Raw genomic sequence first — 14,081 nt, 5'->3', positions numbered from 1 at the left:
TGACTCATCAAACGTCCTCGGGTCCGGTCGCTGCCGGATTGCGGGTGATGAACATGGCATCACCGTAACTGAAGAAGCGGTAGCGCTGTTCCACCGCCTGCCGATAGGCCGCCAGTGTCTCGCGGTAGCCGGCGAAGGCGGAGACCAGCATAAGCAGGGTCGACTCCGGCAGATGGAAATTGGTCACCAGCGCGTCGACTACATGGAAGGGGCGCCCGGGGTAGATGAAGATGTCGGTGTCGCCGGCGAAGGGACGGATCTCACCGTTTCGGGCGGCAGTCTCAAGCGAGCGGACACTGGTAGTACCCACGGCCACGACACGTCCATTGCGCGCCTTGCACGCCTTCACCGCCTCGACCACAGCCTCGTCGACTTCCAGCCACTCGCTGTGCATATGGTGATCTTCGATCCGCTCGACGCGTACCGGCTGGAAGGTGCCCGCCCCGACATGCAGCGTGACATGCGCGATGCTCACGCCCTTCTCACGGATTGCCTCGAGCAGCGGCTTGTCGAAGTGCAACCCGGCCGTCGGCGCAGCCACCGCGCCGGCACGCTCGGCATACACGGTCTGGTAGCGCTCGCGATCGGCACCCTCATCAGGCCGGTCGATGTAGGGCGGAAGGGGCATATGCCCTACCCTGTCCATCAGCGCCAGCACCGGCTGTTCGAAACGCAGTTCGAACAGTGCATCGTGTCGAGCTACCATCTCGGCCGTCGCCTCGCCGTCGAACAGAATCCTGCTGCCCGGCTTGGGCGACTTGCTGGCTCTGATATGGGCCAGTACGCGAAATGCATCCAGCACCCGCTCGACCAGAATCTCCACCTGGCCACCCGTTTCCTTGCGCCCGAACAATCGCGCCGGAATCACCCGGGTATTGTTGAACACCATCAGGTCGCCGGCGCGCAGGTGATCCAGCAGATCGACAAACTGCTTGTGAGCCGTATTGCCGCTGGGCCCGTCCAGGCATAACAGCCGGCTGGCACTACGCTCCGGCAAAGGATGCCGGGCGATCAACTCGTCGGGCAGATCGAAGCGGAAATCACTGACTCGCATGGGGATGGGTACCGCCTGGATGAAAAGCCGCATATGGTAGCCCAAATGATCGAAGGTCTCTACGAATGCATTGACCGCAGCAGGGACGGATTCGTATACTCCGCGCCGGCTTGGCAAAAGCGCAAAGCCTCGGTGGCGGAATTGGTAGACGCGGCGGATTCAAAATCCGTTTCTGGTGACAGAGTGGGAGTTCGATTCTCCCCCGAGGCACCATCTGAAGTTTTCAGGTGGTATCAGCAAGACCCCAAAACACCCTAAGAAGCCCGCCCCGTGCGGGTTTTTTATTGCCTACTGTTCCCGACACCTCCCTTGCAAGCCCAAACCATAGTGAGTAGATTTGTGAGTATGGCCGGTTCGGTCAAAAAATCTACTCACAGCCGTCTCTGATGATTACGGATGGCGCACCTTACAGGGGGCTCGGATTTGGCCTTAACCGACAGCGCCATTCGCACGGCGAAGCCGAAGACGAAGATTTATCGCCTAGCCGACGCCAACGGTTTGTGCCTCGAAGTGACCCCGTCAGGATCGAAGCTATGGCGCTACCGCTATCGCTTTGCCGGTAAGGCGAAGATGATGGCGCTGGGGGCTTACCCGGCAGTGACGCTCCTAAAGGCACGCCAAAGACGTGACGCGGCTCGACAGACGCTCAGCGAGGGCATAGACCCCAGTGAGCAGAAGAAAGCCACGAAAATTGCCAACAAGCTCGAAGGAATCACCTTTGAGGTACTGGCTCGCGAATGGTTTGAATACAACGCTCCTCGCTGGGCGGAAAGTACGCGATCCAAAGCCCTACACTATCTCGAACGAGATCTGCTACCCACCATAGGCTCCCGTCAGGTGAGAGCGGTAACTCGGCCCGAGCTAGTAGAACTGGTACGCACGGTAGAAGCCAGGGGCGCACTGAACGTAGCAAGGAAGGTTCGCCAGTGGTTGCACCAGATATTTAGATTCGGACTTGCATCTGGCGTAGTGGAAGCCAACCCAGCCACTGACCTGGACGTCGTAGCCGCCCCGCCGAAAGACAGACGTCACCATCCGAACGTCTCGTTTTCCGAACTGCCTGAGTTGCTGGCCAGGATCGACACGACCCGGCTGAACACGCTGACCCGCTTAGCCATTCGCTTGTTACTACTGACCGCCGTTCGCCCCGGCGAGCTTCGCGCCGCACCTTGGGCTGAGTTCGATCTTGACGCCGCCACCTGGACTATTCCAAAGGAGCGCATGAAGGCTCGACGTTCGCATGTGGTGCCACTACCTGCGCAGGCGGTTGCGATCCTGCGCGAGCTCAAGGAGATCACTGGCGCCTATCGGCTGGTCTTCCCGGGCCAGAATGACAGCTCCAGACCCATGAGCGAGAACACCATCAACAAGGCACTAAGGGTGATGGGGTATGAAGGCCGGCAGACCGGCCACGGATTCCGACATCTATTGAGCACCGAGCTAAACGGTCTAGGCTTCAACCGAGACTGGATCGAGCGCCAGCTTGCTCATGGTGACAGCGACGGCATCAGGGACACCTACAACCATGCCAACTATCTGGAGCAACGTCGGGGGATGATGCAAGCCTGGGCGGATTCGATAGACGCAGCGTGTGAGCGTAACAACATCGTGACCATCAAACAGAGAGCTCACGGTTAAAGCAGTCCGACTGATTTGGAGGGAACCAAGACTAGGTGGGCCAACGTAGAAGATTTGGAGGAAATCCCATGGCTATAAAAGGTAACCGAACTAAGGCTCTTCCAGTCCGCGAGAGGACTAGCCTTGATTGGCGTAACTCCGGCCCCCTTGATACGCATCTCTCTCCAGAAGCAAACAAGCTGGCCACCGCCCTGACCGACAAGTATGGCGATGACCTCCCAGAATGGCTTGGGTTGCAACTCGGTAGATATAAAGGCCAGCGGGCCATGGCTGATGCTTCCCCGTCACCTGCTGAAGAGCTAGCGCTGGCAGACGAAACGATAAAAAAGCAGGAACAAGCCGAGCTGATGCTCAACCACCTTCCCCCGGGGCTTGTCGCGGAGCTGGACCAGATCACTCACTCCGCATGGAGTTGCGCGTTCGAAGACCTCGTACGGGAGCATAATCAGTCGGGCCATCGCATACTTGCGGCCCTTACCCGCGCGCAGCGAGAACTTGCGGGACGAAAATGGATAACCGGCAGAAAGCCAGGCTGGGATAGACGCGAGCTGTTGGCGGACATAATTACATACCTATTAGAGCATCACCCTGAGCCTTCCAAACGCGGCGTCAAACGCCAAGCCATCAGGGACGCTTGTGGCCTCCTGTCGGCATCGCATATTCATACGATTGAGGACATCAGAGAAGCCGAGCGAATTGTCAGCTCCGTCGCAAAGCAACGCAGAGAGTTGGGGGGGTAAAAGCGCAGCTAACTAAGGTTGCTTTTACCCGGCGACGGAACCGTCGCCTCCCTTCAACCTATGCCCATCGTTACCCAAACCGTCCGAGGAGACGCACACGATGGCCATGCAAACCACACCTACCCGGCGCTTCATCAAGCTCACCGAAGTGAAGGCATACACTAGCCTTTCCACCTCCGAGATTTACAGGCGCATTGCCGCCGGTACATTTCCAGCCCAAGTCACGCTCGGCCCCAAGTCTGTGGCATGGGTTGAATCTGAAATCCTGGCCTGGTGTGACAAGCTGGCCGGTCAGCGGGGAGACGTTGCATAAATGACAAACAAAGAAAAGGCCGACCAACAGGCCAGCCCCGATGAAACGCACTCCCATAATATCAAGTATGCCGCAACGCATACCAACGCCGGGGTTAGCGTTGCGCATGCTTGGCTTCCCGACAAAGCAAACGACGCCAACCCCTTCCTACCGATGACGACGCAACTAGTGCTAGCGCACTGCTGATACAGAGGGCATAAACGATGAGATTTCAAAACAGCGCGAAGGCGTTGGCGGGATCGGCTTGCCAAAATTCGGCAGTGCTAGCTTTCCATGAGGCGTTGCAGGAAGTGTTCGGGCAGCTGGACTTGATTCCGAAGGCAGACGGCGCAATCCACCGTTTCGACGTACCCGGCGACAAGCCCGGCCGCCGTAATGGCTGGTACGTCCTTTACCCGGAAGGCATCCCGTCTGGTAAGTTCGGGAGCTGGAGAGCTGGCACTACGCACACCTGGAGCAATCGAAACCTCGCCGACCCGTTAGAGGCGGAGCTTTTGCGTCAGCGATCCGAGCGGGCAAGACTCCAGCGAGAGGCCGACCTAGCAAGGCGACACCTGGCCGCAGCAATCCATACCAGCCGCCTTTGGGACGCATCACTGCCCGCTGATCCACATCACCCTTATCTGATCCAAAAGCGCGTCGCAGCGTATCGCCTGCGTCAGCGTGACGGGGTTCTGTTTGTACCGCTATACAGCAACGGTCAGCTAGCCAATCTTCAACGCATCGGTATAGACGGGACAAAGCGATTCCTGCCCGGTGGCCGGGTAAAGGGCTGCTATTCGCCCTTAGGCACATTAGAGCCAGGCCAACCGCTTTACCTTTGCGAAGGCTGGGCAACTGGCGCAACGATCCACGCTGAAACCGGGGCCACCGTGGCCTGCGCCATGAATGCGGGCAACCTTCTGGCAGTAGGCCGAGAGCTACAGCGGCAATACCCGGACAGCAAATTGATTGTCGCGGGGGATGATGACCGCCAGACCGCAGGCAACCCCGGACGTACCGCAGCAACCCAAGCCGCCGCCGCGCTTGGTTGTGGCCTGATCTTACCACCCTGGGCAGGGGCCGAACCGCTGGACCTGACCGACTTCAACGACCTTGCCAACTGGAGGTCCGCACAATGAGCGCCGCCGACATCGCACCGTTGATTCCTGATGCCGAATATCCCGAGTTGCCGAGCGATGATTCAGCCGCCCCCGAGCAGGAACAGGACGCCGACAAGCAGAGCCAGGCATCGCAGCTCGTTGCCTACATGGAGGCCCGCGTTGCCCTGTTCCACGACGACAATAAGGACGTGTTTGCGCAAGACCTATCAACCGGGGAGGTTCGCCGGATTGATGGTCGCCAGTTCCGCGATTGGCTGATTGCCAGCTTCTACCGGGATACAGGCAAATCAGCCCGCGACCAGTCTGTCAGAGAGGCGCTATCGACCGTCGCCGGGCTGGGAAGATTCGACGGGGAATGCCTTCCTGTTCATATCCGGGTGGCTGGATCTGCGGGACGGTACTTCCTGGACCTTGCCGAGCCGGGGCAGAGCCGCGCCATCTGCATTGAGCCAGGACGCTGGACCATCATCGAGTCACCCGATGCAAGGTTTACCCGGCCCGAAGCGATGCAACCGCTACCAACACCCGTTGCCGGTGGATCAATCGCCCCGCTCTGGCGAATCGTCAACATCCCAGAGAACCAGCGTCTCCTGGTCCTAGCCTGGCTGATTGAGTGCCTGCGCCCCGATACACCCTTTCCGCTGATAGAGCTAATGGGCGAACAGGGCACGGCGAAAAGTACAACCCACGCCGCTCTGCGCCGACTGATCGACCCCAACGCCTGCGACCTACGGTCAGCACCCAAAAGCGCAGAGGATGTTTTTGTGGGGGCTGGCGCATCCTGGATCGTCTGCTATGAAAACGTCAGTCATTTGCCGGCCCAAATTCAAGACGCGCTATGCACCATTGCCACTGGCGGAGGGTACGCAAAGCGCAAGCTATTCACCGATGCGGACGAAAGCGTCATAAACGTCAAGCGTCCGGTCGGGATCAACGGGATATCTGCTGCGGTGACCGCGCAGGACCTAATTGACCGCACCGTGAGTATCGAAATGCCCGTGGTACGGGAGCGCGTAGAGGTGACGGACCTATGGCAACAGTACGAAGGGGAGCGCGGACGTCTAATCGGCGCGTTACTCGATATCGCTGCAAGAGCGCTGGTGCTGCTGCCCTCGATGCGATTGCCGCCCGGGGAAAAGCCGCGCCTGGTTGAGTTCGCATTACTTGGCATGGCAGTAGCCGAAGCTGTAGGCGAGCCAGCCAGCGCTTTCATGGATCAGTTCAATGCGAGCCGACAAGAAAGCCTTGCACGAACTATCGATGCGTCGCCGGTTGCTGGCGCCGTACTGGAATGGTTGGAGCAAAACCCTTCAGGGAAGCAAGCGCCAGCAAAGTCGCTGATGCAGGAAATGGAAAAGTATCGGCCACCCTTTAGCGAGGCGTGGCCGAGAACGCCCAAGGGATTCGCTGATGCATTACGCAGAGCGGCGCCAGCCCTGCGTCAGCTTGGCATCGAGTGTCGGAGCTTAGGTAAAATTGGTGGCTCGGTGCTATGGGAGATTGTGCCTAAAAAACAAAGGCCGAAAGCAAGTCCTGCACGTCCTGATGTCCTAGCAGATTCCGGCGATGAGCAAGACATGAGGACATCTAGGACTTCAGTACCGTCGGTGTTCTGCAATGGACGAAAGGAATCACCCTCCGATCAGAACTTTGAGGAATTTTAGAGATGGCCGCCCTGGACTGCTTGCACCGGGCGGGCCTGACGGTGGAGCGCGTCGCGGAAAAGCTACGCGTCTCGCCGGCAGACCGTCTTACCGTCGGGTTGCGTCAGCACATCATCGCCCACAAGGCCGAACTTCTAGCCGAACTTAGTGCTGCAAGCGCTCAGGCTAATGATGACCGCATCAATGAAGAACGCTTCACCGTAACAGCCGCCACGGCTTCTCAGAAGTGGCGGGAAGCGCGAGACCTATACATGACACACTTGATGAGCTGCAGAGCTTGCCACGCACCTACGAGCCGTCTGTGTGAAATTGGCCGGAGGGCACGCGAGCTTTACGACCGTACTCCAATGTCGGCGGACCGAATGCTGACAGGCTAAACGCACAGCAGATCTGACCCCCGCCCCCCATTTCGCGGTCGTTTGTAGAAGGAGGGATGGGCGGTTTCCGACTTGCTCGTCCCCAAGCTTTCAACATGCCCTCCTCCAAAGCATCCACCAGTCGACTGACCTATTATGCTCGACTGGTCTCTATAGCATTGTGAGTCGCTCGCCGTTCGATGTTTGTGAACCAAGCCAACGATAACTATTAAGCCTTGGATACATCCAAAATGAATACATCAATGAGGCCTTTCAGCTGAGGCGGCATCGCAGTTTTGATACTGTTTTTTAGCTCGTCTGCACTCTCAATTCCATGCTGCTTCTGACCCGCCACCTTCTCATCTACACCGAACCAAATCACAAGGAATATGCCTTGTTGCTCCGCGTCAGGATGAATAGCATAACGATCATGAAGCTGGGCGGAAGCAGCGGTAAACAGCTCGGCATGCCATTGCCCTTTGACCTCGGTGACCAACAACCGTCGCTTGCCGTCGATAACCTTCGTAACTGTGAAATCACTCCGATTTGCATCCTTCAACTGATGCTCCGGCGTCACTGAAATATTCTGAGGCTCCAATCTTAGGCTGAGCCGCTCCGCGATGATTTCTGTACATCGAACTTCGCCAAGCCGGTCACCTTTTTCATAGAAGCGATTAGCAGTATTGAACTCTCCACCATCGACAGCCTTTTGGAGGTCGTCCAACTCTTGCATCACTGTTTGACGCAACCCTTCCACGGTTACTACTGAATTATGATCCAGCCGGTCGACGATTTCGGCCGGTGTAGGTGGTTCGAAATACCTCAATGCGCTTCTGCGTAGTTGCGAAGTATGAATACTCTTTAGAGCCTGATGCATATCATCAAATCGCGGATCGTCAAGAAGGCGCTCAAGGACCGGGATCGCTTCGCGAGGATCATCTGACTCGATCAACCATACGATCTCTCGCAAAAAGCGGTACGCGATCTCTTCCTTTGGGCTATCCGTCCCCCATTGGCTTGCTAGCTCTACCTTCGGCCATTTTTCTATAAAAGCATCCAAGATCGATTCGACCATAGGTGGGGTAAGTTTTGGCCAATACGGATGATCGTGGTAGTCCATGCGGCCAGATCGTCTGCTAAGCGCAAACAACGTATCAGGGTCAGACTTAAGCCAGTCCCAGCATGCTTCGGTTCCGTCACTCAGGAAGTACCACGCCCGTAGAAACCAGAACTTTTGCCGTTCCTCAAAATTTCCATCCGTTTCGGGAGACGCAAGATGCGAAAAGAGGCCCTCACAGCGAGAGCGGATTATCCTTTTCAAATGGTCACGATTACCATGCTGAGCAGCAATTTCGAATAGAGTATCCAGCGAATGCACCTTGAGTTCCGGGAATCTTTCAAGCCAGTCAATTGATAACGAAGCGCGCAGGTGACTGAACGCTTCATCATCTTGCAGCAACCAAACCGCGGAACGATTACATTCAGAGCTTCCTAACTGAGGCTCAAGATATTCACGCAAATAGTTTTCGGAGCTTTGAGGATCGGGGAATATCAATCTATCTACTTCAACCTTCAGTGATAACCGCTCTTCCTCCGAAACCGCGTCATAGTACATATTCATATTTGTACGCAGCGCCTGCAGAAGCCCAACATCCACATCTTCCAAACTACCCTTTTCGCGAAGTATCTCCAAACAAGCCGCGTATAGAATCTTTTCCGAAACCTGGTGCAGCGAAGCACACCGCAGCTCGGCGAGCTTCAAGAGATCGGGGATGGACGGGGCTATATAGTCGAGGCAGTTAACCAGAGCGTTGTGAACAAGATTCCTGTCGCCGAACTCGTTATCAATCTCTTCCGGCAGAGCCAGCACAAGATCTGCGCAACGAATTAAGCAAGACCAATGCCGTCCACTTTCGATAAGCTCTCGATTCTCTTGGATATACTTTCTGCTTGCTGCCAAGAGGTCGCCCTGCTTTTTCTCGCGGCGCGTCAGTCGTCGAGCTCGTCGTAAGGACAGCCCCCTATTTTCTTTCCGAGCTGCGGCGCCCGATCTATTATGTTTGACCCACTCACGCATAAACAGTGGCTTCTTTGATGCTTGTTCACGCATGCGGCGCCGGAATATGTCGCCCCCCCGTTCAAAGTTGCTTCGGTGGTGGTTATGCCTAGCCATGAAACTTCCCCACAACGCCGGATTGTCGATATCGAAGGCCAAGTCAGTCAGAAATTGATAGTCTTCGGAACGAAAGGTTAGACCGGAGTGGGAGTGCCAGTCGAAGCTGCGAATCTTGGTCTCAAAAATAAGGTCTGGATCGGTCAACGCACTAAATACCTGCGCGATGATCCCTTGGCGCAATGCGTGATCTTCTTGGAGCACCTTAACAGCATTGCTCTGGTCCATGCTTTGCTGCCTGTCGTATCGCAGGTTTCGCAACCACTGCCAGACGCATTGAGAATCATAGGGAGGAGCGGCTAATTCGAAATAGCGGTCTAGCAGTAAGCCAACGATCTTACTGATGCCGCTTCGACAATCGCACTCGTAAAATCGCAGGCCGCATTTGCAGGCTATATCGCCCGTCAATTCGTTCAAAATCTGAATAAGGAGCGGCAGCTCGAATTTTGCGATTAACCGTCTTACAAAATAACGCCCCCCTATCACCCGTTCACGGCGCTGCTGTCGGCTAGGGTAGAGGCCTGCACAAGCTTTCAAAAACCTCGTGATATGGGCGAGCCCAATCGTTTCAGGGCCTACAGATGCAATGATCTCGGCGGCAACCTTCAGCGAACCAGCGCTTGCTTCGGAGACTAGCACCGCCAAGTCCGCGGTCTGATCACTCTCCGGTCGATTGAGCAAACAATCGCACGCTAACCAGCGCGTGTGTGGCATTTCGTCGGGCGCCAGAAGTATCTGACGCAAATCGCATTCCAGACTTTTTACTGCAGGCGACCCTTTAATCAGCTCGAGCATTAATTCGCGCAAGTGTCCGTTGCTCCCACTCTCAAGCACAGGCTTGATCTCACCTACAATGTCCTCGCTGAAAAAACCTGCAACGCTGAATCTGCGCTGATAGTCGCCCCTTCGAAAATATGGATCTTGCGCTTCGACTTCCTTGAGGCGCCTTATAAGCAAGCGTTTGGATGCCTGCTCAAGCTGAGAAGGATCCCCGTTGGCGAGCACAGCATAAGGATCTAGCTCGATTATGGATGCCTGGGTAGCCTTATTTCCTAACGTCGCCATCCAGCCGAGGAGGCCCCGGAGCTCGTCTCGGACAACAGAGTTCGGGGCGATAATAGGCAGACACTTGGCAAGCGTCAATGAATCCGCAGGGTCAGCCACCCGTCTTGTAAGATAGGCAGCGCCACAATATTCAGCGACTATCTTGTGTACCGGGCTGTGTTGATCTGCTTTGTCGCCAGGCTTGAAAAGCCGAGTGGCTAAAATACCATTGAGCTTTAAGTGGGTACTGGATAGCGAAGCTAATAGTGGATACAGCCGGTCTTCCGTCGCTTCGTTTGTAGTAACGCCGCCAGCACCAGACAATAACAGCTTGGCAAAAACTTCCGAAGCTAAGCCAACCTTTTGCATGGTTGATAGTGGCGAAGTGATGCTCGCGATATTTCTGTTCGCCTCTTTTGCTAAGCGCTCCACGGCGAGCGAGAAGATAGATCGCTTGTCCGCAAATTCCTTTCCACTCTCGATATAGGCATCAGCAAACAATTTCAGAAACTGAGGATTTGGTAGGAGAGCTTCTAAATCAAACCGCGAAACTTGCGTCTTGAATAGATCAAAGTCTTCGCCGTGTATATGATTATCAAAGATAGCCTTCTGCTGCGCCTCGTCAAATTCGCATAACCTAACTACCAATGGAGGGTGACTAAGAAAATTCTGAAATGCGATGGTAGCGGCATCCCCCCACTCGCTCGAACGGCTCGAAATGATGACGTGCGTCGGGGAGGCCTTTTTAGCGTGAGCGAGAAGCTTGTGTATGCCACTTTGATCGACCTTAGCTAGCTCATCGAATGCATCGATGACAAGCGGGCAACGCTCTGTATCCGCCCCTGTATGGCCGAACACATTTGCAGCTACGGTAGATACCCCCAGCTTTTGGGCCAAGCTGCCCATAAGCTCGGTTTTCCCACCGCCAGGTTCAGCAAGGACAACGATCCAGTTAGAAGCTTCTAACAAAGATCGTTCGGTGTATGTACCGTCTCCGCTCAGAAGCTTGCGCGGAATATAGAAGGTCGAATTCATAGATGAACACTATGATAAGAGAAATTGAGCCAAAACCAGGCGTTATCGTTTGCAAGAGCTGACAAGAGGCCTAACGGCCCTCCACGGCGATAGTACGTCATTATTGCTAGGCTTGCGTCTAAATCCAGCCGGCTTGAACTGATCGAATTTTCGGGTGTAAAAGATTACGGTTGAATCGCTTACAGCGCCGTGGCACTTGTGGGGAAACAACTCGATAGACGGTCGGCTCACCCTTTGTAAATGTGCGTATATCTGTGAGTAGATAAAAAGTAAAACTCAATTATTGCCTTTATAATCATAGGCTTAACGCAACGGTTTCATTCTCCCCCGAGCACCATCCTTTCGGGATGGTGATTTCAACTTCCCTGTATGACCCGAAGTCTGACTCCCTGTCTGACGTTCTGCGTATGTCCGCGCGCACCAACCTCCTTAGCAAAGAACGAGCGTGTATCGATCCGCTTTTGCGGGCGAGCAGGGATTGCGCACGCCATCCAGCGCCGTCGATATAGTTCAGGCTCAAGCTGGCTCCGCACGGTGATCTGAGTCTGCGCGTCGAACATAACGGTGCGCGGTAGATCAGGATCGGGCTGGACTGATCCTGGAAACACACGTCTGCCGGAGCGGCTCAGGGAAGCGTCAGCCCGCCATTCTGGCGATGCAGTGCACGCAGCCTCTCAGCAATCAATGCAAGATTACGGCGGGCGCCTTCCAGCTCGGCTCGGCGCTCCGGCGCCAGCAGATCGGGAAGCCGGTTCTCCAGCTCGTCTGCCAGCGCCTGCCATTCGAGCTTGCGTGCGCTCGCTTCACGCTCGAGTACGGCTATCTCCTCGGGCTGTGGCAGGCCGTAACCCCTGTCCAGAACCTGCGCTGGTCGACTGAAATACGTACTTTTACCCACCAGCGCCTGCATCATCATCCCGGCCTCCTGCAACGCTTCCGCCTGGGAGAGGTAGTCGGAGAGCAACGCCTGCTGAGCGAGCAAAACCTGCCTGTCATGGGCGGCCTGTTCGAGCAGCAGCAGCGCGGCGGCACCGCGCTGCCCGACCTGGCTTATCAGCGCGCGGCGAGCGTCTGCAGGGTGTTCCAGCCACTGCTCGACATGATCGAAGCGCAGGCCCAGCTCGTCCTCCAGCACCTCGAGCATCGCCTCCTGCCGCTCGCGGTGGGAGTCGAAATAGTAGCCCGCGCGCATCGCCGCGCGACGGTCGTCCAGCACCGCCGGATCGGCCATACCCTGCGCATCAAGCAGTTGCAGCGCCCCGACAGGGGTGACGCTTTCCAAACCGGTCAGCCGCTCATCTGCAGTGCCGATACGCAGCAAACGTAGCGTCTCGACCGCGCAGTTGTTGCTGATGAAGTAGTAGCGCCCGTCGTAACTCCAGTGAAGCTGAGCGGCCTGTCGCACCAGAGCGGCCCGCTGGTGCGCATCCAGCTTCAATGGAATCGACTGCAATCCTCTCAATTCAAGCCTTGTGTATTCGTCGACAACCCGGCTCAGCGGAAGGATGAACAGCCGGGAGGGATACTCGCCCGTCAGGCCGTCCCAGCTGGACAGTTGCAGAGCATTGACGAACGCGCGAAATGACAACACCAGGTGATGGTCCAGATCCAGAAGGCAGTCGGGCCCGGGGTCTCTACCAGGGGCGCATATCACCAGCCGCAGCATGCTGTGACCCCAGCGGCTGGCCCAGTTGCGATTGGGCTCGGCCAGCAGGTAATGCACGGCATATACCCGCGCCGGGTCGATCGAGCCGACGGCCGCCTGATCGTCGCTCAGGCCACCCCGAACGAACGCAACGCCTTGATCACAGGGCAAAGAAGCCGGCGCCCAGCCAAAATGTCGAGCGAAATACGCGTGCAGAGCTGGTCTGCGACACGCGTACGCCGGATCCAGAAGGAAGTACTCCAGATTCACCGCGACAAATTCTGCCGGGCTGGTCTGTTCATAGGCATCGGGGCTGCGATCGGGCTGGTCGGAGGCATCAAAGCGCTCACCGCGCCCTCCAACCTGTTCTGTCCATCCGGCGAGATCGAGGAGCCGCGGGTCGTCGCTGAAGGTGTGTCTGCGCTCGGCGTTACCGCGACACTGCCGCGCGAGCCCCACCGTTCCGACACTGTTCTTCTGCCAACGACACCGACGCAACATCATTTGCTGACCTGGCGGGCCGACCCGGGCGCGGTCATACAGGTGCGCCAGCTCATGAATGATGGTTGCCAGCAGCTCGGCCTGCAGTGAGCCATGGTTGCGCGCGGCGAACAGATCGACCCGCTCTCCGACCACCAGCGAGCTGAGCCAGCGACGATTGAGCAGAATGCGGCCATCCACCCCTGCGCGGCCAATCACCTGAGGCGGTAGCCGCGTGCTCCAGGCAAGTTCGACAGGGCGTTCAAGCGCGGAAAGAAACCCGGGAGGGAGGTGCTGGCGTACCTGGGTGATGAGCTCGAACGAGATCCGCCGCTGGCGATCATCCAGCCGGGAGTCGTCCAGCATCAGCTCGGTGGCGGCAACCTGCGTCACCGCCGACCACCACAACGCCAGCGCTACAGCAGCAAATCGCAATGCCTGCGAGGCGCTGATCAAAGAGCCAGAATGGCTTCGGCCAGCTGCATGTCACTGGCCTCGAGACGGGGCTGCGTGGCTCTGATGTGATTCAACGCAGCTTCCAGTCGAACGCCACGCACTTCACCCCGGCTGGCGACAAAAGACGCAGCATCGGTCCGCGCTTCGAGCACCACCTTGTCATTGGCGGCCGAGGAAGTGATGTTGGTGGTCCCTTCGACTGTATTGGCCAGGGAGGCACCGATCGTATCGGTAGTACCAACAAAACTGCTGGCGGACGCTGCGGATGCGAATCCCAGCAGACACAGGACGACGAGAGAGAGTGGTTTCATCACGACACCTCAAGAAAGAATCGAGAAAGATCAATCGGCGCGACGCGCCCAGACGTTAGGACCGCGCGG

The 14,081-nt window shown here is 56.8% G+C and carries 9 protein-coding genes and 1 tRNA gene; 6 read left to right on the top strand and 4 right to left on the bottom strand.

Annotated elements, in window-relative coordinates; all coding sequences use genetic code 11:
- Window positions 1-7: 7 nt before the first annotated feature.
- Window positions 8-1,054, bottom strand: a complete 1,047-nt coding sequence (gene queA / locus KEM63_RS02975) for a tRNA preQ1(34) S-adenosylmethionine ribosyltransferase-isomerase QueA (RefSeq protein WP_223654727.1) — start codon at window positions 1,052-1,054, stop codon at window positions 8-10.
- A gap of 126 nt (window positions 1,055-1,180) precedes the next feature.
- On the opposite strand from queA, the gene KEM63_RS02970 reads away from it, so the two are divergent.
- The 6 genes from KEM63_RS02970 (at window position 1,181) to KEM63_RS02945 (ending at window position 6,512) form a co-directional block, all read left to right on the top strand.
- Window positions 1,181-1,267 (top strand) — tRNA-Leu (locus KEM63_RS02970).
- A 183-nt stretch (window positions 1,268-1,450) separates the two neighbouring features.
- Window positions 1,451-2,692, top strand: coding sequence for a tyrosine-type recombinase/integrase (locus KEM63_RS02965; RefSeq protein WP_423747826.1), 1,242 nt, complete (start codon window positions 1,451-1,453; stop codon window positions 2,690-2,692).
- A 68-nt stretch (window positions 2,693-2,760) separates the two neighbouring features.
- Window positions 2,761-3,432: a hypothetical protein gene (locus KEM63_RS02960; RefSeq protein ID WP_223654726.1), complete on the top strand. Its 672-nt coding sequence runs from the start codon at window positions 2,761-2,763 to the stop codon at window positions 3,430-3,432.
- 100 nt (window positions 3,433-3,532) lie between these two features.
- A complete protein-coding gene (locus KEM63_RS02955) occupies window positions 3,533-3,745 on the top strand; it encodes a helix-turn-helix transcriptional regulator (RefSeq protein ID WP_223654725.1) in 213 nt (70 codons plus the stop codon).
- 203 nt (window positions 3,746-3,948) lie between these two features.
- Complete coding sequence (locus tag KEM63_RS02950; RefSeq protein ID WP_223654724.1) at window positions 3,949-4,866, top strand: toprim domain-containing protein; 918 nt, start codon at window positions 3,949-3,951, stop codon at window positions 4,864-4,866.
- The gene (locus KEM63_RS02945) at window positions 4,863-6,512 is read left to right on the top strand and encodes a hypothetical protein (protein WP_223654723.1); all 1,650 of its coding nucleotides are present in this window, start codon (window positions 4,863-4,865) and stop codon (window positions 6,510-6,512) included. Before KEM63_RS02950 ends, KEM63_RS02945 begins: the two co-directional genes overlap by 4 nt.
- A 585-nt stretch (window positions 6,513-7,097) precedes the next feature.
- Here the strand turns inward: KEM63_RS02945 and KEM63_RS02940 are convergent.
- From KEM63_RS02940 to KEM63_RS02930, 3 genes are all read right to left on the bottom strand, one after another.
- A complete protein-coding gene (locus KEM63_RS02940) occupies window positions 7,098-11,120 on the bottom strand; it encodes an NACHT domain-containing protein (RefSeq protein ID WP_223654722.1) in 4,023 nt (1,340 codons plus the stop codon).
- A 625-nt stretch (window positions 11,121-11,745) separates the two neighbouring features.
- Window positions 11,746-13,611, bottom strand: a complete 1,866-nt coding sequence (locus KEM63_RS02935; protein ID WP_423747848.1) for a DUF7844 domain-containing protein — start codon at window positions 13,609-13,611, stop codon at window positions 11,746-11,748.
- Window positions 13,612-13,697: 86 nt separating this feature from the next.
- Window positions 13,698-14,012, bottom strand: coding sequence for a DUF2388 domain-containing protein (locus KEM63_RS02930; protein ID WP_223654720.1), 315 nt, complete (start codon window positions 14,010-14,012; stop codon window positions 13,698-13,700).
- Window positions 14,013-14,081: the final 69 nt, after the last annotated feature.

It is taken from the genome of Halopseudomonas nanhaiensis (assembly GCF_020025155.1).
Lineage (GTDB): Bacteria > Pseudomonadota > Gammaproteobacteria > Pseudomonadales > Pseudomonadaceae > Halopseudomonas > Halopseudomonas nanhaiensis.
This window is presented reverse-complemented; position numbering and strand designations above follow the sequence as displayed.

Bases quoted from the DNA above. Each gene is read 5' to 3' on its own strand.
- KEM63_RS02940 (WP_223654722.1), bottom strand. From the start codon at position 11,120: ATGAATTCGACCTTCTATATTCCGCGCAAGCTTCTGAGCGGAGACGGT.
- KEM63_RS02935 (WP_423747848.1), bottom strand. From the start codon at position 13,611: ATGCTGGACGACTCCCGGCTGGATGATCGCCAGCGGCGGATCTCGTTC.
- KEM63_RS02960 (WP_223654726.1), top strand. From the start codon at position 2,761: ATGGCTATAAAAGGTAACCGAACTAAGGCTCTTCCAGTCCGCGAGAGG.
- KEM63_RS02945 (WP_223654723.1), top strand. From the start codon at position 4,863: ATGAGCGCCGCCGACATCGCACCGTTGATTCCTGATGCCGAATATCCC.
- queA (WP_223654727.1), bottom strand. From the start codon at position 1,054: ATGCGAGTCAGTGATTTCCGCTTCGATCTGCCCGACGAGTTGATCGCC.
- KEM63_RS02955 (WP_223654725.1), top strand. From the start codon at position 3,533: ATGGCCATGCAAACCACACCTACCCGGCGCTTCATCAAGCTCACCGAA.
- KEM63_RS02965 (WP_423747826.1), top strand. From the start codon at position 1,451: ATGGCGCACCTTACAGGGGGCTCGGATTTGGCCTTAACCGACAGCGCC.
- KEM63_RS02930 (WP_223654720.1), bottom strand. From the start codon at position 14,012: ATGAAACCACTCTCTCTCGTCGTCCTGTGTCTGCTGGGATTCGCATCC.
- KEM63_RS02950 (WP_223654724.1), top strand. From the start codon at position 3,949: ATGAGATTTCAAAACAGCGCGAAGGCGTTGGCGGGATCGGCTTGCCAA.